This window comes from Macrococcus epidermidis (assembly GCF_024205965.1).
In the GTDB taxonomy this organism is placed as follows: domain Bacteria; phylum Bacillota; class Bacilli; order Staphylococcales; family Staphylococcaceae; genus Macrococcoides; species Macrococcoides epidermidis.
Window position 1 is genome coordinate 615,961 of the sequence record NZ_CP073819.1, and the last position, 19,755, is coordinate 635,715.

20 protein-coding genes and 1 riboswitch are annotated in these 19,755 nt (G+C 34.8%); of the genes, 17 read left to right on the plus strand and 3 right to left on the minus strand.

The window, feature by feature from the left end; genetic code table 11:
* Positions 1-53 precede the first annotated feature (53 nt).
* From KFV12_RS03360 to KFV12_RS03400, 9 genes are all read left to right on the plus strand, one after another.
* Positions 54-833 carry an SDR family NAD(P)-dependent oxidoreductase gene (locus KFV12_RS03360; protein ID WP_254257300.1) on the plus strand — a complete coding sequence of 260 codons (780 nt, stop codon included), beginning with the start codon at positions 54-56 and terminating at the stop codon, positions 831-833.
* Between the two features lie 153 nt (positions 834-986).
* Entirely contained in the window at positions 987-1,367 is a 381-nt protein-coding gene (locus KFV12_RS03365) for a GntR family transcriptional regulator (protein ID WP_133422565.1), read from the plus strand.
* Entirely contained in the window at positions 1,354-2,256 is a 903-nt protein-coding gene (locus KFV12_RS03370) for an ABC transporter ATP-binding protein (RefSeq protein ID WP_254257301.1), read from the plus strand. Before KFV12_RS03365 ends, KFV12_RS03370 begins: the two co-directional genes overlap by 14 nt.
* Positions 2,228-3,199 carry a hypothetical protein gene (locus tag KFV12_RS03375; protein WP_254257302.1) on the plus strand — a complete coding sequence of 324 codons (972 nt, stop codon included), beginning with the start codon at positions 2,228-2,230 and terminating at the stop codon, positions 3,197-3,199. Before KFV12_RS03370 ends, KFV12_RS03375 begins: the two co-directional genes overlap by 29 nt.
* Positions 3,153-4,133, plus strand: a complete 981-nt coding sequence (locus KFV12_RS03380) for a hypothetical protein (RefSeq protein WP_254257303.1) — start codon at positions 3,153-3,155, stop codon at positions 4,131-4,133. The genes KFV12_RS03375 and KFV12_RS03380 overlap by 47 nt, the downstream gene beginning before the upstream one ends.
* Positions 4,134-4,183: 50 nt before the next feature.
* Complete coding sequence (locus KFV12_RS03385; protein WP_254257304.1) at positions 4,184-5,671, plus strand: phospholipase D family protein; 1,488 nt, start codon at positions 4,184-4,186, stop codon at positions 5,669-5,671.
* 488 nt (positions 5,672-6,159) lie between these two features.
* Positions 6,160-6,266, plus strand: a riboswitch (SAM riboswitch).
* Between the two features lie 70 nt (positions 6,267-6,336).
* Positions 6,337-7,353 carry a methionine ABC transporter ATP-binding protein gene (locus KFV12_RS03390; RefSeq protein ID WP_254257619.1) on the plus strand — a complete coding sequence of 339 codons (1,017 nt, stop codon included), beginning with the start codon at positions 6,337-6,339 and terminating at the stop codon, positions 7,351-7,353.
* Complete coding sequence (locus KFV12_RS03395; RefSeq protein WP_239242395.1) at positions 7,343-8,008, plus strand: methionine ABC transporter permease; 666 nt, start codon at positions 7,343-7,345, stop codon at positions 8,006-8,008. Before KFV12_RS03390 ends, KFV12_RS03395 begins: the two co-directional genes overlap by 11 nt.
* 18 nt (positions 8,009-8,026) lie before the next feature.
* A complete protein-coding gene (locus KFV12_RS03400) occupies positions 8,027-8,866 on the plus strand; it encodes a MetQ/NlpA family ABC transporter substrate-binding protein (RefSeq protein ID WP_254257305.1) in 840 nt (279 codons plus the stop codon).
* Between the two features lie 138 nt (positions 8,867-9,004).
* On the opposite strand, the gene KFV12_RS03405 is transcribed toward KFV12_RS03400, so the two are convergent.
* Together KFV12_RS03405 and KFV12_RS03410 are read right to left on the minus strand one after the other, a co-directional pair.
* Positions 9,005-10,372 carry an N-acetylglucosaminidase gene (locus KFV12_RS03405; RefSeq protein WP_254257306.1) on the minus strand — a complete coding sequence of 456 codons (1,368 nt, stop codon included), beginning with the start codon at positions 10,370-10,372 and terminating at the stop codon, positions 9,005-9,007.
* 75 nt (positions 10,373-10,447) lie between these two features.
* Positions 10,448-10,993, minus strand: coding sequence for a TetR/AcrR family transcriptional regulator (locus KFV12_RS03410; RefSeq protein WP_111714205.1), 546 nt, complete (start codon positions 10,991-10,993; stop codon positions 10,448-10,450).
* Positions 10,994-11,137: 144 nt separating this feature from the next.
* Between KFV12_RS03410 and KFV12_RS03415 the strand changes: the two genes are divergently transcribed.
* The 3 genes from KFV12_RS03415 (at position 11,138) to KFV12_RS03425 (ending at position 14,190) form a co-directional block, all read left to right on the plus strand.
* Positions 11,138-11,788: an HlyD family secretion protein gene (locus KFV12_RS03415; RefSeq protein ID WP_111714206.1), complete on the plus strand. Its 651-nt coding sequence runs from the start codon at positions 11,138-11,140 to the stop codon at positions 11,786-11,788.
* A 12-nt stretch (positions 11,789-11,800) separates the two neighbouring features.
* A complete protein-coding gene (locus tag KFV12_RS03420) occupies positions 11,801-13,576 on the plus strand; it encodes a DHA2 family efflux MFS transporter permease subunit (RefSeq protein WP_254257307.1) in 1,776 nt (591 codons plus the stop codon).
* A gap of 83 nt (positions 13,577-13,659) precedes the next feature.
* Positions 13,660-14,190, plus strand: coding sequence for a ribonuclease FAU-1 family protein (locus KFV12_RS03425; RefSeq protein WP_111714208.1), 531 nt, complete (start codon positions 13,660-13,662; stop codon positions 14,188-14,190).
* 33 nt (positions 14,191-14,223) lie between these two features.
* On the opposite strand, the gene KFV12_RS03430 is transcribed toward KFV12_RS03425, so the two are convergent.
* Entirely contained in the window at positions 14,224-15,093 is an 870-nt protein-coding gene (locus KFV12_RS03430) for an SDR family oxidoreductase (protein ID WP_111714209.1), read from the minus strand.
* 363 nt (positions 15,094-15,456) lie between these two features.
* Here KFV12_RS03430 and trpS point away from each other — a divergent pair, with 363 nt between their 5' ends.
* The 5 genes from trpS to KFV12_RS03455 all read left to right on the plus strand — a co-directional run bounded on the left by trpS (position 15,457) and on the right by KFV12_RS03455 (position 19,721).
* Entirely contained in the window at positions 15,457-16,455 is a 999-nt protein-coding gene (gene trpS / locus KFV12_RS03435) for a tryptophan--tRNA ligase (RefSeq protein WP_254257308.1), read from the plus strand.
* 62 nt (positions 16,456-16,517) lie between these two features.
* Entirely contained in the window at positions 16,518-17,261 is a 744-nt protein-coding gene (locus tag KFV12_RS03440; RefSeq protein ID WP_254257309.1) for a TatD family hydrolase, read from the plus strand.
* A 15-nt stretch (positions 17,262-17,276) separates the two neighbouring features.
* Positions 17,277-18,167, plus strand: coding sequence for a LysR family transcriptional regulator (locus KFV12_RS03445; RefSeq protein ID WP_254257310.1), 891 nt, complete (start codon positions 17,277-17,279; stop codon positions 18,165-18,167).
* Between the two features lie 73 nt (positions 18,168-18,240).
* Positions 18,241-18,897: a GTP pyrophosphokinase gene (locus KFV12_RS03450; RefSeq protein ID WP_111714212.1), complete on the plus strand. Its 657-nt coding sequence runs from the start codon at positions 18,241-18,243 to the stop codon at positions 18,895-18,897.
* Positions 18,898-18,941: 44 nt separating this feature from the next.
* A complete protein-coding gene (locus tag KFV12_RS03455) occupies positions 18,942-19,721 on the plus strand; it encodes a hypothetical protein (RefSeq protein WP_254257311.1) in 780 nt (259 codons plus the stop codon).
* The last annotated feature ends 34 nt before the right edge of the window (positions 19,722-19,755 follow it).

Below are 19,755 nucleotides of genomic sequence, written 5' to 3' on the forward strand. Positions count from 1 at the left end.
CCTATTATCATCGCATGATTTTTGATATATTTTAGGTAAAAGGAGCTGATAAAATGGATTTAGGTTTACAAGATAAAGTCGCAGTGATCACAGGTTCTAGTAAAGGTATCGGGAAAGAAACAGCAACAGTTCTGGCTGAAGAAGGGGCAAACGTTGTTATCGCCAGCCGTCATGAAGATGAACTGATTGAAGTGGTAAAAGAAATTAAAGAGAAAACAGGCAAAGAAGTCGCATATCAAGTATGTGACGTAACAAAAGAAGCAGATTGTAGAGCATTCGTACAAAAGGCAATTGATACTTATGGCAAGCTTGATATATTAATCAATAATGCAGGTAGTGCGTTTGCTAAAAATTTTGAAGAAGTTTCTCTGAATGATTGGCAGGATGATTTAGATCTTAAACTATTTGGTGCATTGCATATGTTACATGCCGCGATTCCAGAACTTAAGAAAAATGGTGGGGCAATCGTTAATCTTACAGCTGTCGCAGGTAAGAATCCACCAGCTAACACAACACCAACCTCTGTTACACGTGCAGCAGGATTGGCATTAACAAAGACACTCAGCAAAGATTTAGCACAATACAATATTCGAGTGAATGCTGTATGTATCGGTTTAATTCGTAGCGGACAAATTGAAAAACGCTGGCAGGAAGAAGCACCAGAATTAACTTGGGAAGAATATGCAAGAGATCCGAAGTTTGATATTCCGTTAGGTCGTATTGGTGATACACGTGAAGCGGCGAATGTTATTTCATTCTTAGTCAGTGAAGCGGCAAGTTATGTGACAGGTGTAGCAGTCAATATCGACGGCGGGAAATCACCGAGTTTATAATCTTAAATGCATATATATGATTATCCTTGAACACACTCACGTGTGTTCTTTTTTTTATCTTTTATAATTTTTTACAAATTCTGCTTGCAATTATCCGTTCTAGGTGTATTATAATAAGTAGTACAGTTAATACAGTAGAAATGGAGGGGTTATATGATTTCAATCGATAATCGCAGCCGAATCCCAATATATGAACAACTTGTCAATGGATTTAAACTACAGATCATGAATGGTGTATTACAAGCAGATGATCAATTGCCTTCTGTTCGCCAATTGGCACAGGAACTAACGATCAATCCTAATACCATACAGAAAGCATATCGAGAATTGGAACGATTAGGTTATACCTATTCAGTGCCTGGTAAAGGAAGTTTTGTCAATAAAGTAGAAGATACGATGCAAAAGGAGCGAATTGATATGTTATCTGAATCATTAGAGAAAATCGTTCAGGAGTTATTGTTCTTAGGCTTAACGAAAGAAGAGATTATAGAAAAGATTCAGTCGATGAGGGGTGATGAAGATGATTCAAATTAATGATGTAACGAAGAAGTTTGGACATTTCACTGCGGTAAGTGATACCACGTTAACAATTGAACCAGGGAGTATTCAAGGATTACTTGGAAGTAATGGTGCAGGTAAGACGACATTACTTAAGATGATTGCAGGGATTTACCGCACAGATCAAGGAGAGATTTTATTTAATGATCAACCTGTATTTGAAAATGAATCATATAAATCAAAGATGATATTTATATCTGATATTCCATATTTCTTTAATCATGCCAACTTAAAAGAAATGGGAGAATTCTTTAAAAATCTTTACCCAAATTTTAGTTATGAACGTTTCAATCAGTTGATTGAGTTGCTTAAGCTGAATCCAAATAAAAGATTGTCTAAATTATCTAAAGGAATGAAACGTCAATGTGCCTTTATATTAGCAATTGCAGCTAGACCAGAAGTGATGTTACTCGATGAACCATTTGATGGACTTGATCCAATCGTTCGACATACGATTAAAAATATTCTCATTCAGGACGTGAGTAATCACGATATGGCATTGTTTGTATCCAGTCATAACTTACGTGAGATGGAAGACTTTTGCGATGCTGTAACGCTGATGCATGAAGGACGTGTACTGATGACACGTGACCTCGATGATTTAAAAGGAAATGTAGCTAAGATTCAGATGGCTTTCAGTTCATTACCTGACGAATCATTCTATAAAGGGATGAATGTGATTGATAAATCGATAAAAGGACGTGTTGTGACTTGTATCGTAAAAGACAACCTGGACAGAGTAGAAGAATATATTACAAAAGCAGATCCTCTGCTCTATGATATATTACCACTCACATTGGAAGAAATATTTACTTATGAATTAGGAGGGTACGGTTATGCAATCGAAAACATCATTGTGGAATAAATCACTATTCAAAAATTTATCTCGCAACATTATGTTTTTAACTGTGATTAATATCATCTGTACGTTTATTTTAGTGCCGTTCTCCTATTTTATGATGGATGTAGAAGGTACGAATAATATTAGTAAGTATATTATAGGCTCATTAAATACAGCAGGCATTTATTTCTTCGGCACAATGCTCTATGCAGGCTTATGTGGAATTTTCATCACGTATTTTTTAAAGGGACAAGCTGCATCTGATTTTATTCATAGTTTGCCGATTAAACGCCATCGGATTTTAAATACAGTATACGTGACGTACTTTACGCATGTATTCTTCAATTTATTGATAAATGGTATTATCACATTATTATGTGGCATTAAATTTTATGGGATTAATATAGAGAAAGTACTTATATGGATACTATTAAGCTTATTGATTCATTTATTTATCTTTAGTCTGACTGTATTATTAAGCTTATTGATAAATAATTATTTAAGTCATATTGTAGGGACAATTGCACTGCTTATTTCCCCGGTAATCATGGGAACGCTAATCTATACGACACATATGGTGTTATTCAAAGGGCTTTCAGAATATCCAGAAATATTTCTAAATGATATAACGATACCATTGAAGTTTATGGAGTATGTGGTGACCGATCGCTACAACTTTATCTATTTAGTTGTGATGTTTGTTATTTCAATCGTCATGATAGCACTCTCTTATTATGTATATATGCGACGTCAAAATGAACGTATCAATGAACCTTATGCAAATCAGTTTATCCATTTGATCATTTATTTTATTATGCTGCTTATTGCGACACTACTTGGAGGTTTAATTTTTAGTTCTTTATTTAGTGAGATGAAGATTGTATCGTTAATTATATATAATTGCGTTTACAGTTGCTTTCATGCTGATGGAAATGATTTCACAGAAATCTGCGCGAATTACATTTGATAAGCGACTTTATATCACTTCATTTGGGATTGTAGCATTAGCTTTAATGTTAGTCATCATTTCAGGATATATGCGTGAACAATTTATACCTGATAAAAAAGAAATCTCATCTGTCGCAACAACTTTTGAAGATGCTAATCAAATGTACATGAATCAAAGTTTGCTGAACGATACGAAAGTAAGCAATCAAGCATTTATTGATAGTGTTGTCGATGCACATAAACAATTAAAGAACGCAAAAAAAGGTGTCTATAATAACGATGTAGCAGTGCGTTCGATTCACATTAAGTACACGATGAATAATGGTCGAGTTGTTGATAGAAATTATGAAGTCTTTGAAAAAGATTATGATAACTATATTAAGCGCATCAATACAAAAGACAATATGAAAGCGCTAGTCTCAGCACTTGATCTTAGTAAGCACAAAAAAGATGAAATTTCTATCACCCATGAAGTGAATAACGATTCATTAACGGGTGACAGTATGAATAACAAACAAAAGGAAAAGCTTGTTAAAGTTCTGGAAACATCGATTAAAGAAAGAGGATTTAGTTCTAATCTTGAAGCAGGAAGAACAAAGTATAGCATTACTTTCGATTATGAATATGTTAAATCAAATGGAATGGTTACAGAATCTGGAAGTTATGACGTTCCGATTTCGATATACGATACGAAGTTAATACAATTTCTAATTGATGAGGAAATCATCTCAGAGCCAAGTGATGTACTAAAAGATGGTAACGTATATGAACTTTCGCGCAAAACATCTTTTGAGCATGTCAGAAATATTGAATCAATAAAAGACGTTAAAGGTGCGAAAAAAATAGACAGAAAAGAATTTAAACGTATGGTAAATGCACAGCAGATGGATTCAAAAGGGCAAAGAATCTTCGTTATTGATAGCCCGGAAAAATCATTTATATTTATGAAATAAGCAGGGAATTTCCCTGCTTTTTGTTATAATTTTATATATGGAGGTGTGCTATGCCGAAAAAAACGAAACAAGTTACTAAACCTAAGCCTAAAAATAAACGCAGAAAAAAGAAATTTGGTTTCAAAAAAATTGCGTTCATCTGCTTTTGCGCATATATTGTTTGTGCAATATATGGTGCCAATAAACCACTGCCAGGTGGCGTGTCGAAATGGTTTGATTATAGCAAGACGAATGATGCTGAAGTGTTGATTGACAATACATATGAGAAGAATAAAGTGATGCATTATGATCATGAAATCTTTAAAGCACAATTACAGGCAATTCGCGATGCACAGGATTTTATTATTCTGGATATGTTTTTGTTTAATAATGCTTATGATGGTGAAATTGAATTTCCTAAATTAACTGAACAATTAACGGATGCATTAATTGCTAAAAAAAAGGCTCAACCGAATATTAGAATTTACATGTTAACTGACCCAATCAATTCATTCTACGGTAGTTATACACCAGAGCATTATAAAAAGTTGCGCGCAAATGGTATTAATTTATACGAGACGAATTTAGTAGCTCTAAGAGACTCTAATCCAGTTTATTCAGGTTTTTGGCGTCCGACATTACGTTGGTTTGGCAATAATGAGAATGGTTTAATCACCAATATATTTTCAAAAGATGAACCGAATGTAACAGTTCGTGGATTTGGTAGATTGCTCAATATGAAAGCCAATCACCGTAAAACGTTAGTAACGGAGAAAACTGCAATTATCGCTTCAAGTAACCCACATGATCCGAGTGGTCATCATCAAAACGTTGCTTTAAAAGTAAGTGGTCAGATTCAGGAAGATTTAATCAATAGTGAAGTACATGCGATGAACATGAGTGGTGCGGATTTAAGGATAGGTGACTTTGAGATCAATAAACGTGCATTTAATAACGGCATGGATTATACGACAACACTAGTTACTGAAGGAAAGATTAAAGCTGCGCTGTTAGAAGAGATTGGTCGAATGAGCGATGGAGATTCTGTTAAGATGGGCATGTTCTATATATCTGACCGTGATATTGTAAAATCTTTAATCAATGCAAGTAAACGTGGTGTTGATGTGCAGTTGATATTAGATGTGAACAAAGAAGCATTCGGTAAAGAAAAACCGGGCATTCCGAATAAACCTGTAGCGCATGAATTAATTGCAAAGTCAGATGATAACATCAAGATTAAATGGGCAGTGAGTCATGGCGAACAGTATCATGCGAAATTTACATTACTTGAGGATAAGGATAAGCATAAATCGACTTTAATTTTAGGTAGTGCGAATTTAACAAGACGTAATGTCGGTGACTTAAATCTAGAGACGGATGTTATGATTTCTGGACAATCGAGCTTACCAGTATTTACTAAGATTGATCAGGATTTTGATGCGAAATGGGATAATACATATGCGCATGTGACAGATCATTATGATGTAAAGAAGGATCCTTCATTCTTAAAATCCGTGATTTATCGCATTCAGGAGTTTAGTGGATTATCAAGTTTTTAATAATAGTATTTGATGGCCGACAAACTGGATTTATCGGCCAAGAATCCACAAAATTAGAGGAAAATCGAAAATGATGGCCGATAAACTGGATTTATCGGCCAAGAATCCACAAAATTAGAGGGAAATCAAAAATGATGGCCGACAAACTGGATTTATCGGCCAAGAATCCACAAAATTAGAGGAAAATCGAAAATGATGGCCGACAAACTGGATTTATCGGCCAAGAATCCACAAAATTAGAGGGAAATCGAAAATGATGGCCGATAAACTGGATTTATCGGCCAAGAATCCACAAAATTAGAGGAAAATCGAAAATGATGGCCGACAAACAGCATTTATCGGCCAAGAATCCACAAAATTAGAGGGAAATCAAAAATGATGGCCGACAAACTGGATTTATCGGCCAAAAAAACCATCTCAAAATTTTTTTAAAAATTGTGTTGACAGATATTTTGATTCACTGTAACATGTAAAACAACTTAATAAATATTTTATCAAGAGAGACAGAGGGATATGGCCCGATGAAGTCTCAGCAGCGGACTCTAATTTAGAGCACTGTGCTAATTCCATCAAGCTCACGCTTGGCAGATAAATTCGGACGTGTAACGTGCATTTAGCTACCAGCTGAGTGCACGTTTTTTATTTTGGGAGGAGAAAAAATGGGAATCATTGAAATTGATCACGTGACTAAAACGTATCAAACAAAGAAAGGTCTGATTAATGCGCTAGATGATGTATCGCTTTCAATTGAGAAGGGTCAAATATACGGTATTGTTGGATATTCAGGTGCTGGGAAATCTACTTTACTCAGATTAATTAATCGACTTGAAGCACCATCTTCTGGTTATGTTTATGTCGAAGGTAGAGATATCGTTGGATTAAAAGAGAAGGATTTACGTAAACAGCGTCAAAATATCGGCATGATATTTCAGCAGTTTAATTTATTTAAAGCAAAGACTATCAGTGATAATATTCGTTATCCTTTAAAGCTAACGAAACAATATACTAAAGCTGAAATCGAGCAGCGAGTAGACGAATTACTGGCATTTGTCGGTCTTGCTGATAAGAAAGACGATTACCCAAATCAATTATCCGGTGGACAGAAGCAGCGTGTAGGTATTGCAAGAGCGTTAGCAACAAATCCTGATATATTACTTTGTGATGAAGCAACAAGTGCGCTGGATCCTGAAACGACAGATGAAATATTAAACCTGTTAAAAGATATCAATGAAAAGCTTAATATCACGATAGTGATTATTACCCATGAGATGGAAGTTGTGAAATCAATTTGTGATGAAGTGGCTGTAATGGAAAAGGGCAGAGTGGTTGAGAGTAACAAAGTATTTGAACTATTTACTACACCTGTTCATCCAACAACAAAGCGTTTTGTGCATAGTGTACTAAATGATGACATTCCTAAAGATATTAATGTTACGAATCGTAAACTATATCGCTTTATCTTTAATCATGAGCAAATTCTTGAGCCGGTATTGAGTAAGATTGGTAGAGCAAATCATGTTGATTTTAACATTTTGTATGGCGGTATAACCGAGTTAACTGATAGATTATTTGGTAATTTATTAATTGAAGCAGTTGGTGATGTTCAAAATATTCAAAGTGCCTTATCAGAAATTACACAGCACGGCATAGAAATAAGGGAGGTAGAAGGATTTGAAAACTGATTTAAGTACATTCTGGCCAGTAATATTAGAGCACACGATCAGTACACTCATCATGGTAGCAATTACTTTAGTGCTGGCTACACTGATTGGTTTACCGTTAGGCATACTGCTCTATGCAACTGGTAAGGGTAATATTTTAGAAAATAAAGTGTTAAATACAATTTTGAATGCAATGATCAATACGATTCGACCGATTCCATTTATTATTTTCCTCGTAGCACTGATTCCGATTACAAGATTTTTAGTAGGTACATCTATCGGAATCTGGGCAGCGATATTTCCGATGACGTTAGCTGCATCATTATCTATTGCACGTGTTGTGGAAAACAATATCGTTTCAGTAGATCGAGGTGTAATTGAAGCGGCACAATCTATGGGGTCAAGTAAATTTGATATTTTATTCAAAGTATTAATTCCGGAAGCAGCAGGAGCACTCATTCTAGGCTTAACATTTACTACCGTATCACTCATCGAGTTCTCTGCAGTAGCAGGTCTAGTTGGTGCTGGTGGTATAGGATATCTCGCTTTTACATATGGCTACCAGCGTTTTGACGTTGCAGTCATGTTTATTACAGTTTTAATTTTGATTGTCTTAGTACAAATCACACAATTTATTGGTAACAAAGTAGCAAGCATATATACAAGTCGTTTATAAAAAAAGGAGAATGAAAAGATGAAAAAATTATTCGTATTATTTTTGAGTTTAATCGTAGTGCTAGCAGCATGTGGTAGTAAGAAAGATGAAAAGACAGTTAAGATCGGTGTAACTGGCGTAGACTCTAAAGTCTGGGAAGTTGTTAAGAAAGAAGCAGAGAAAGATGGCATAAAAATTGAATTTGTTGAATTCCAGGATTACACTGCACCAAACAATGCGCTTGCAGAAGGTGAAATTGATTTAAATGCATTCCAGCATTTCGCTTTCCTTGATCAGTTTAAAAAAGACCATAATTTAAAATTATCTGTAGTAGGTACAACAGTATTTGCACCACTTGGGGTATATTCTAAAAAGATTAAAGACATTAAAGATGTTAAAAAAGGCGATACAATTGCAATTCCTGATGATGTGACAAATCAAGCACGTGCCTTAAAATTGTTAGAAGCAGCTGGATTAATTAAATTATCTAGTGACTTTGGTTTATTTGGTGGACCAGACAAAATTGAAGAAAATAAACTTAATCTGAAAATTAAACCGATTGAAGCACAACAAACACCACGAGTATTAGAAGATGTAGCAGTATCTATCATTAATAATGGTGTAGCTGCACGTGCTGGACTTAATCCAAAAGATGATCCGATTTATCTGGAAGATGCGGATAATAAAGATGTCGCACCATACATTAATGTGATTGCAGCGAAAACAGAAGATAAAGATAACAAGACATATAAGAAAATCGTTGAATTATACCACTCTGATCTAGCGAAAGATGCATTAAAAGAAGATACGAAAGACGGAGAAATTGCGAAAAACTTATCACAAGATGAAATCAATAAGATTGAAGAGGGTTTGAAATAGACAGGTTGCTCCTCGGCAATTAATGTTCACTTAGTGAGACTCTAAGTGAACACCCCCCTTTAACTCCATACCCATCATCACAAAACCCCTTATCCAGCTGGATAAGGGGTTTTGTGATGATTGGATTATATGAATATATTATTTTGCATAATGTACGAAATTGAACTTTCCACCTGAAATGCCTAACTTTTGATAGTATGCATGCATGTAGTTTGCATTTGCGCGTGCCCATAATATATCTGTAGCATATTGGCTATCTCCTGGAGCAAATGGGTTCCAGCGCATTGCATATAATGTGTTTTGATTTTCAGAAACGAACCCTTTTGAAATAAATTCTGCACCGCCAATAATTGCTTCATTCGGTGTATCCCAACCGATATTTGCTGCATATTTTGCGCCATATTTCACTGCATCTTTGTCGTATGCACCAACACCATACATATTATAGAAACGTTTGTTCTTATCTTCACCTTTAACTTTAACGCCTTTAGCTAATGTACTTGTACCTTCTGCAGTTTCTAAGAAGGCATGACTGATTAAATAGATTTCATTAATATTATACTTTATACTTGCCTGTCTAAAAGCTTCCCCATGTCCTTCTAAAATGCCTTTACCTTGTAATAATATATTAAGCTGGTCTGCAGTGAGATGTTGGGGTTCGTTTAGAACTAGAAATTGATATTTTTGTACAGGATCAATCATAGCCTCTTCTGGATTCATCGCATTTAGTACATCTTTACGATGTGCATTCTTCCATTTGATGCCGTTTGAGCTTTGTGGTTTTGGATGTAGTGACATTTGAATGTTTAAGGCATCTTTAATTGAGATTGGTAATTCGATATGGTTGATGCCTTCACCTACAGGTCTTGGCTGTGCAGCGATATCTACCAAAGTTTCTTCTGCTTCAGCATCCATTGATTTTTTATCTTCAGGTTTAACTTGAGGTTTAGCTTTCTGCTGGATAGGATTACGCTTCACCGGCTTTCGCCCAACATCATTCGTAATATTAATCCAGCCTTTCATACCGCTTGGTAGTGTTCCGTAAATATAAGTTGAAGCGTTAACACGAATGGTCTTTTCAACTTTGATCACTTCATTTTTACTGATTCTATCAATCACTTGTCTAGAACTGCCGTTTGGCACTTCGAAGAGTTTTGTAGAAGCGGCTTTCATCGTATATGTCTTCATTTTTGTAGGGACAATTTTCATTGTATTGATTTTAAGGTCACTTGCTTTCACATAACCAATCGCATTGTTGATATCATCCGTTGTCTGAACGCGATAATAATTCTCACCGTTAATCGTATGTTGATCGTTAATATATAACGTGTACTGTGCAAAGTCGCCGGCAACTTTCTTTGACATCGCTGTTTTATTTGTAATAATGATTGCATTTTCGTCTTTAATCTTACCGACTTTAAGACTATCAGCTTTAGCAATGTGAGGTAATGCAAAAAGTGAAGCAGTCGCTAATGCTCCAATTGTAAGTGATTGATATAACTTCATTGTGTGCCTCCATTTATTTAATATCTATATTATTATACTCGATATTTGACATGAGTGAAATAAAACACTTTTAATTTAGCGGTTAATTTTGAGGATATTATTATAAATAATTTTACCGATGACTTCAGGAGATTCCGGACAGTCATTTTGCAGCCAAAAATATAAAATACCAAATTGGCCCCCGATTGTATAACTGACGAAATAATCAGGATAGTTTAATGAAATTGTATTATTTAGTACATTTAAATAATTTTCTCTCCAGCTGCTTAATAATTTTTGTGTGAAGTTTTGAGCAGGATGAAGTGTAAGTAAGATTTTAAAGAATTGCTTATTATCGAAAATATATTGAAATGTTTCTTTTAAATACTTTTCGACATATGGTCGCTTGTCTTCTTCGTCTTTTAAATTATTTAGATTATCGGTCATGAATTGTTCGATATTGTGAATATGAAAATCAATCATACCGTCTAACAGAGCATATTTGTCTTCAAAATAAGCATAGAATGTTGAACGGTTTATATTACTTTCTTCACAAATCATTTTTATTGTAATATCTCTAAATCGATAGTGTTCCATCAATTGAATAAATGAATATTCTATTAAAGTTTTTTTATCTGTCATTGTTTCACTCTTTCTTTTGGATGATAGCGTTATCAATACTTCATTGTAATCAAAATCCAACAATTAAACAAATTTTGTTGGTTGAATGAAAGTTAAATCGGATTATAATAATGGTTATGCGAAAAAAATAAGGAGGAATTTATTATGAAAAAACTCGTATTAATTAATATTTTAACTTTAATCATTCTTGTTGCAGGAGGATTTGCAGCGTTTCATTTCTATAATGAAGCAACGAACTATGTCAAAACAGACAATGCTAAAGTAGATGGTACGCAATTAGTCATTGCGAGTCCGACAGCAGGTAAACTGACAGCATTAGACAAAACTGTAGGAGACAAAATTTCAAAAGATGATAAAATCGGTACTGTTGTAGGTATGGGTCAAGACGGGAAACCATCAAAAACTGATATCACTATGCCTCAGGACGGAACAATCGTTAAAACGCAAGCCACTGAAAATGGATTTGTTGGAGCAGGTACACCGATTGCTTATGCATATGACTTAAACGATTTATTTGTCACAGCAAATATTAAAGAGACACAAATCGATGGTATTAAAGTTGGTCAAGACGTGGATGTATATGTAGATGGTTACAAAGATACTGATTTAACAGGTGAAGTAAAAGAAATTGGTTTAGCAACAGCATCAAGTTTTTCTATGCTACCTTCTTCAAATGGTAATGCGAACTATACAAAAGTAACACAAGTAGTACCTGTAAAAATTGAACTAGATAAAGATAAATCATTAGACATTATTCCAGGAATGAATGTAACTGTACGCATTCATAAAAACTAAGGAGGTTTTTGTATGACCTCTATGTATATTCTATATATATTATTTAGCTTACTCGTGTTCTGGGCTTTAAACAGATTCATGATGCGAAGTACGAAGAAAAAAGATAACTTAAAAACAACGACACCGTTAACAGAAAGTATGTTGGATACACCAAATGAAACAGTGAAAAGTACTACTTACACAGCGAAGTCAACAGATGAAACAACACAAGCAGAACATACTGAACTGGATGTTAATAAACCTGTACATGAGCAGGTAAAACCACAAGGTGCACTTGTTGAATATGGTAAAGGTATAACGCTTGGTAAAGTTATTACTGCTTTAATGATCGGTATGTTTGTAGCGATACTTAACCAGACGCTTATTAATGTAGCATTACCGGTATTAATCAATGATTTTAGTATTTCAACATCTACAGCACAATGGTTAACAACAGGATTTATGCTCGTCAATGGTATTTTAGTACCGATTAGTGCATACATGATTCAACGATTCACATATCGTCAGCTTTTCTTAACTGCGATGTTGTTCTTTACAATAGGATCAATGATCTGTGCCATTTCATTCAACTTCCCGCTAATGATGCTTGGACGTGTCATTCAGGCAGTAGGTGCAGGGATATTAATGCCGTTAGGAACAAACGTATTTATGACGTTATTCCCACCTGATAAACGTGGTGCTGCAATGGGGATGATGGGGATTGCAATGATTTTAGCACCAGCGATTGGTCCAACATTAACAGGTTGGGTTATTCAGAACTATCATTGGAATGTCATGTTCTATGGAATGAGTGTTATCGGTATTATTTCCTTAATTATTGGTTTCTTCTGGTTTAAGATTTATCAACCGACTAAAAACGTTAAACTTGATATTCCCGGCGTAATATTCAGTACACTTGGATTTGGTAGTTTACTTTATGGATTCTCTGAAGCAGGAAATAAAGGCTGGGATTCAGGCATCGTAATTTCAACAATGATCATAGGTATGATCTTCATCGTGTTATTTATTTATCGAGAAATGACAATGAAGATTCCGATGATGGATTTACGTGCTTTGAAATATAGTGGCTTCTCATTTACGTTACTGATCAATATTATTGTTACTATGAGTTTATTTGGAGGTATGCTTTTATTACCTGTCTACTTACAATCTATTCGTGGCTTCTCACCACTTGATTCTGGATTGCTCTTATTACCTGGATCTCTTTTAATGGGTCTGATGGGACCGATATCAGGTAAATTACTTGATAAGATTGGTATTAAGCCGATTGCAATCTTCGGTCTAGCAATTATGACCTATGCAACATGGGAACTCACGAAGTTAAGTATGGACACAAGTTATGGACATATATTAAGCATCTATATTCTGCGTTCATTTGGTATGAGTTTCATTATGATGCCGATTATGACAGCAGGGATGAACGCATTACCACTTCGTATGATACCTCATGGTAATGCAATTAGTAATACAATTCGACAGTTAGCTGGTTCTATCGGAACAGCAATTTTAGTTACAGTAATGACACAACAAACAACGGCGCATATGGGAGACATTGCTAACCAATTAGATAAAACGAATCCTGCAATAGCGAATTCTATGTCACAGATTGGACAGCAGATGGGTAGTAGTAATCTTGGTACACAAGTTGTTATGGGACAAATACAGAAGATGGCAACAATTAACGGTATTAATGATGCATTCTGGGTTGCAACTGCATTAAGCTTACTTGCATTTGTGCTGGCATTTTTCTTAAAAGGAAAAGATCATTATACAACAGACGAAGTATAATTGAATATTTTTATAAACAAGGAGATAAAATGATTTATCATCCTTGTTTATTTTTATATAATGATTGGTAAGGAGTGGGTTGTATGAAAACCAAGTATATTGATAAACGCAGCTGGCGCCGTTTAATCAGAAAAGAATATCATGAAATTGCTGTCAAAGATGAACAGTTTGAAGGCATTATCGGGGAAATTATTATGGAGAAAGTAAAGTCACCGTTAGTGGTAAATATTATTGGAGAAGACATTGTCGTTGCAGATGATGGCTATCGCTGGCTACAAATATTACCGAAAGATAAACATTACAGTATAACAGTGATGTATAATCGTGAAAGTCAACCTATTCAATATTACATCGATATAAATGAAGAAAATTTTCCTGAACTTGGTCAGGCAAGAACGCATGATCTTTATTTAGATGTATTAGTATTACCTGATGGTCGATATGAACTGGTCGATGAACAAGATGCTAAACGTGCATTACGTAAGAAAGAGATTACGAAAGCACAATATGATTTTGCGTATCAGACAGCAAATGAGATAATGCAGCATGTAAAGACAAACTTTGGTGATCTGGAAAAGTTAGCGGTCTATTGCAAAGAAAAAATAGAAAAATAAAATGTGCCTATCGAGGATGATAGGCACATTTTTTTAGCTTGAAATATAATCTCCACCATTGATGTGGATTGTTTGACCTGTAACATACGTAGAATCATTGCTTGCAAGATATACGTAAGCCGGTGCATTCTCACTTGGTTGACCACGACGTCCTAATGCAGTTTCTTCACCATGCTTTTCAACTTTCTCAGCCGGGAAAGTTGCGGGGATTAGTGGTGTGTAGATAGGACCTGGAGCAACAGAGTTTACGCGAATACCATCATCAGCAAGACTTTGTGATAATGAGCGTGTAAATGCAGTGATTGCACCTTTCGTCGCTGAATAATCAATTAAAGTCTTAGAACCACGATAAGCAGTAACACTACTTGTATTGATGATCGTATCTCCTTTAGAAAGGTGAGGAAGTGCTGCTTTTGATAAATACATCATACCAAATACATTTGTCGCAAATGTTTCCTGAATTTGATCTGCTGTAATATCTAAAAGACTATCTTGTGGGAATTGTACACCACCGTTATTAACTAATATATTTAGGTTGCCAAAGTCATTGATCACATTATCAATCAATTGTTTACAATCAACTTCTGATTTTAAATCATGTTGATAAGCTTTTACTTTTGCACCGAGCGCTTCTAATCTCTTAATCGTATCGTTAGCATCCGTAGCTTCATCGAAATACCCGATTGCAACATCAGCACCTTCCTTAGCATACAGAATAGCGACAGCACGACCGATACCAGAGTCACCACCGGTAATCAATGCAACTTTACCTTTTAATTTACCACTTGCTTTATAATTCTCATCTTCAGCGATTGGCTTAGGATCCATATCTTTTTCACTACCAGGTTGATGCTCTTGAGTGTAACCTTTAATCTCTTTGTCAATCTTCTCGAATTTATCCATCAATAACGCCTCCTAAGTAAGTATGTTTATTCTATTCCCTGAAAGCATTCTATGAAACGACGTGCAAAATTAGAATTGAAAATTAGATTAAGTTGAGTTAATATATATACAATTCAATAAGAATTTCTTCAGATGAGAAGAGTAACTTATTGACTTATGATAGAGAGCATGTGGCTGGTGGAAACATGTATAAGTTAAAAGTGAATGGGCTCATCGTTTGAATACTGGTTAACACATATACCAGTCGGAAACATGACCGATACAACATGTACGTTATGATAGTAGCGATTAGGTGGTATAGCGAGAGACTCGTCCTTATTCAGGGACGAGTCTCATTTTTATAAAAAAATAGGAGTGATGATTATGAAAACGATACTTACAGGTATTAAACCAACTGGAGAGTTGCATTTAGGTAATTATTTAGGTGCCATTAAACCGGCTATCGATTTATCTCAGGATACAGCAAATCGTTATGCGTATTTTATCGCAGATATACATGCTTTAAACAATGATCAGATTCGTAAAGAAGGGGCAATCAATACATTGTCTCATAAAATAGCAGCAGCATTTATTGCGTTAGGTTTAGATACAGATAGATGTCTTTTCTATAAACAATCTGATATACCCCAAATTACTGAAATGACGTTTTATTTAATGAATGAAACATCTAAAGGCCTGCTGAATCGCGCACATGCATACAAAGCTAAAGCACAAGATAATATTGGAAACAATTTTGATCCAGATAAAAATATAAATATGGGATTGTTTAATTATCCAGTATTAATGGCTTCGGATATATTGATAATGGATACTGATATTGTGCCAGTTGGTAAAGATCAAATACAGCATATTGAGATAACACGAGATATAGCACAAAGTATCAATCATCAATATGGCGATATATTTAAATTACCGATTGCTCAAGTGGATGAAACGACAATGTTATTACCAGGAAATGATGGTCGTAAAATGAGTAAGAGTTATGGAAATACGATACCGCTATTTTCGACCGAAAAAGAATTATATAAAAACATTATGAAGATTAAAACAGATTCTATTCCATTAGGAGAACCAATCCCAACAGATAACTCAATTGTTTACACTTTATTTGAAGCATTCCTGGATAAAAGTGAAATGATTGAGGTAAAGCGACAATTTGAAGCGGGCGTTGGCTATGGAAATTTGAAGAAGACATTATTTGAAGTGATTAATAACGAATTGAAAGACAAACGTGAGAGATATTTCGAATTATTGGATGACTATAAATATATTGATACAATATTAGAGAATAATAAAGTAATCGTGTGTGAACAAGCTCAAAAGAAAGTTGGCCAACTGAAAGATAAAATGTTGAATTATTGAATTAGAAGTGTCCAATAAGTTGATGATATTGGACACATCATTGCTAAAAGGAGAACGCTATTATGTACGACGCACATATTCATTTAGATAAATATTCTGAATCTAAGCAGCAACATATACTTCAAAACGAAGCGATTAATGGTTTGATTGCTGTTGCCATGGATTATCATGGTTCTCAAAAGTTACTCGATTTAGTCGATTATCCAAAAGTTAATATCGCGCTCGGATTTCATCCTGAACAAACGCTAAATCACACTGAAATCGATAAGATATTATCCCTAATCGATAATCATCATAATCAATTAACTGCTATCGGAGAGGTAGGTTTACCTCAATATTTAAAACGAGAACAGCCAAAGTTAAATGTACAACCTTATATAGAAGTATTCGAACAATTTATTATTAAAGCGAAACAATATCGTTTACCGATCGTACTGCATGCTGTGTACGATGATGCACTTGTAACGCTAGACTTACTGCATAAACATGCAATTGAAAAAGCGCACTTTCACTGGTTTAAAGCGAGTGATGCTGTAATCGATCGATTATTAGCTACAGATTATATGGTGAGCATTACACCTGATGTATTGTGGAATCCAAAGACACGTAAAGTTGTCACTTCTTTCCCGCTTGAAAGATTAATGATTGAAACGGATGGACCATGGCCCCATGATGGTTTTGAGGCGCATCACATTCATGCTCAGTTATCTGCTATAATAGAAGAAATTGGACATATAAAATCAATCGATACTGAAACTGTTAACCTGACAATAGAAGAGAATACGATTCGATTTTATAATCTTTAGAATTGAGGATTGTATATGAAAATTGATGATTACAGATTACTCGTTGCGCTTGCTGATGAAGAGACGTTACGTAAAGCAGCAGACACATTATATATATCACAGCCTGCAGTGAGTCAACGTCTTAAATCTATTGAAACAGAGTGGGGTACTGAAATCTTTATTCGTACGAAAAAGAAATTAATTGTTACGACAAATGGAGAAATGATTATTCAGCATGCCAGAAAGATGTTAAAAGAAGAAACGAATCTAAAGGAGATGATTCATTCTTCTGACGGTGTGGTCAACGGTAAGCTTTCAATAGGTGTATCTTCTTTGATTGGACATACAATATTACCGATAGTTCTAGGAAGATTTGTAGAACGTTATCCGAATGTAAAGATACAGCTGCAAGTCGGTTCATCTACACGCATTACAAACAATCGTCATGACTTTCATGTGTCGGTAATACGTGGGAGCAAGATTATGAATTTGCACAATGAACTGTTAATGAGTGAAAAGCATTACTTTATCTATCCTAAGAACAAAGCACATGAGCTTGATCAGTTACCGATGATTGAATTTCAGGCAGATCCCATTTACTTAAAGGAAATTGAACATTGGTATACAGAGCAATTTAATAAGGAATATGCTCCGCAAATAAAGACTGATCAAATTTCTACTTGTAAATCACTGTTATTAAATGGTGTAGGTATGACCGTATTGCCGGAAATCGTTATGAAAGACATAGATAATGATCAGTTCGAAATTCAGCTGTTAGAAGTCGCAAATAATCCATTACTGCGTGAAACTTATATTTGTTATGAAACGGATATGTTAAGTTTACCGCAAGTGAGTGCTTATATTGAATTGATGAAAGAAGTAACTGCTGAATATCTTGATATAAAGAAATATGTACCTATTATATAGTGCGAATACGATGTGTATTCGTACTTTTTTCTGTGTAAATTTGGTATATTAGTCTAGAAGAGAGGGAGTAAATATGGACGTAAATCAAATATTTAGCAAAATTGAAGAACAGACTGAGTTTGTAAAAATGGCAGAAGAATTTCAATATTTCTTTAAAGAATATGAAATGGGGCTTCTAGAACTTACAAGTGATATTGAAATTATTGACCTTGAATGGCAGGCACGACATGGCTATTCACCATTCGAACATGTTAAATCGCGAATAAAAGCACCACTTTCTTTACGCGATAAATTAAATCGTAAAGGTATTCCTATTACACTAGATGATATCAGAGCAAATATATTCGATATTATTGGTGTACGCATTGTAACGACATTTGAAGAGGATGTTTATAAAATATGTGAGCTTCTCAGTGGACGAAGTGACTTAAGGATTGTACGTGTAAAAGATTACATTAAAAATCCAAAACCAAGTGGCTATAAAAGTTTGCATCTTATAGTGGAGACTGAACTTGTACTGTCAGAAGGTGTGAAGTGGATACCTGCTGAAATTCAAATTAGAACACTCGCAATGGACTTTTTCGCATCAACTGAACATAAGTTACAGTATAAATATAATACAAAACAATTAAGTGATGAAATCCGAAAAGAATTAAGAGAAGTTGCAGATGCATCAGCAGAACTTGATCGTAAGATGACTGAAGTACGAAATACAATTCTACTAGGGTAGGTGTAAACATGATAACATCCGTACTGGCTCAAGGAGTAGGAATAATGAATGAAGATGCTGTTGTCATCAATGAAGCAGCAAATATTTATGGGGTTATTGACGGAGTAACAAGTTTGAAAGGTATTATGATTGATAATATCACACCTGGAAAACGTGCTACGGATGCTGTAAAAGCTACGTTTGAGCAAGTTGATAAAAGCATTACTTTAAATAATGCGACTGAATTTGCAAATGCCAGCATCCAAACAGAGATGGAAGCATTTAATATCGCTATTAATCATCCGAAAGATAGATTTCAGTGTTGCCACGCTGTTGTAAAGCTTCATAACAATATAGCCGATTATTCCAGTTCAGCCGACTGTGTTATCTACACAATTACGAAAGAAAATAAAGTATCTCAAATTGTTCCTGATTATAGTAAGAAGAATGAAAGTGATCGTGTGAAGTACTGGCAGGAAAAATATCCTGGTGTTTACGAATCAAATACATTGCCGAAAGAAATGATCGAAGCCATTGATAATGCTAAAAGTACAGCAAATATTCCAGGTGGATATTCGGTGATGAATGGTGATGTAAATTTCAATCATTCATATAATCGTGGACAATTTGAATTATCAAATTTATCACATATCCTGATTACAACAGATGGTTTCTTTGATATAGAAAGACTTGGTCTTCAGAAATTCGTTCAGAAATTTATTCATGATGGCTTAGATGCCATGCTCGAATATATGATTACGAAAGAATTAGAAGATATCGAGAAGATTCATTATCCACGAGTGAAATTGCATGATGATAAAGCAGCGGTATTAATCACGTTATAAATAGACGTGACTATACAAATGTTATTTTTGCTTT

Coding starts and splice junctions, on each gene's coding strand:
- KFV12_RS03440 (WP_254257309.1), top strand. CDS start 16,518: ATGTACGACGCACATATTCATTTAGATAAATATTCTGAATCTAAGCAG.
- KFV12_RS03405 (WP_254257306.1), bottom strand. CDS start 10,372: ATGAAGTTATATCAATCACTTACAATTGGAGCATTAGCGACTGCTTCA.
- KFV12_RS03450 (WP_111714212.1), top strand. CDS start 18,241: ATGGACGTAAATCAAATATTTAGCAAAATTGAAGAACAGACTGAGTTT.
- KFV12_RS03420 (WP_254257307.1), top strand. CDS start 11,801: ATGACCTCTATGTATATTCTATATATATTATTTAGCTTACTCGTGTTC.
- KFV12_RS03375 (WP_254257302.1), top strand. CDS start 2,228: ATGCAATCGAAAACATCATTGTGGAATAAATCACTATTCAAAAATTTA.
- KFV12_RS03455 (WP_254257311.1), top strand. CDS start 18,942: ATGAATGAAGATGCTGTTGTCATCAATGAAGCAGCAAATATTTATGGG.
- trpS (WP_254257308.1), top strand. CDS start 15,457: ATGAAAACGATACTTACAGGTATTAAACCAACTGGAGAGTTGCATTTA.
- KFV12_RS03430 (WP_111714209.1), bottom strand. CDS start 15,093: ATGGATAAATTCGAGAAGATTGACAAAGAGATTAAAGGTTACACTCAA.
- KFV12_RS03410 (WP_111714205.1), bottom strand. CDS start 10,993: ATGACAGATAAAAAAACTTTAATAGAATATTCATTTATTCAATTGATG.
- KFV12_RS03415 (WP_111714206.1), top strand. CDS start 11,138: ATGAAAAAACTCGTATTAATTAATATTTTAACTTTAATCATTCTTGTT.
- KFV12_RS03385 (WP_254257304.1), top strand. CDS start 4,184: ATGCCGAAAAAAACGAAACAAGTTACTAAACCTAAGCCTAAAAATAAA.
- KFV12_RS03445 (WP_254257310.1), top strand. CDS start 17,277: ATGAAAATTGATGATTACAGATTACTCGTTGCGCTTGCTGATGAAGAG.
- KFV12_RS03370 (WP_254257301.1), top strand. CDS start 1,354: ATGATTCAAATTAATGATGTAACGAAGAAGTTTGGACATTTCACTGCG.
- KFV12_RS03360 (WP_254257300.1), top strand. CDS start 54: ATGGATTTAGGTTTACAAGATAAAGTCGCAGTGATCACAGGTTCTAGT.
- KFV12_RS03380 (WP_254257303.1), top strand. CDS start 3,153: ATGCTGATGGAAATGATTTCACAGAAATCTGCGCGAATTACATTTGAT.
- KFV12_RS03400 (WP_254257305.1), top strand. CDS start 8,027: ATGAAAAAATTATTCGTATTATTTTTGAGTTTAATCGTAGTGCTAGCA.
- KFV12_RS03425 (WP_111714208.1), top strand. CDS start 13,660: ATGAAAACCAAGTATATTGATAAACGCAGCTGGCGCCGTTTAATCAGA.
- KFV12_RS03365 (WP_133422565.1), top strand. CDS start 987: ATGATTTCAATCGATAATCGCAGCCGAATCCCAATATATGAACAACTT.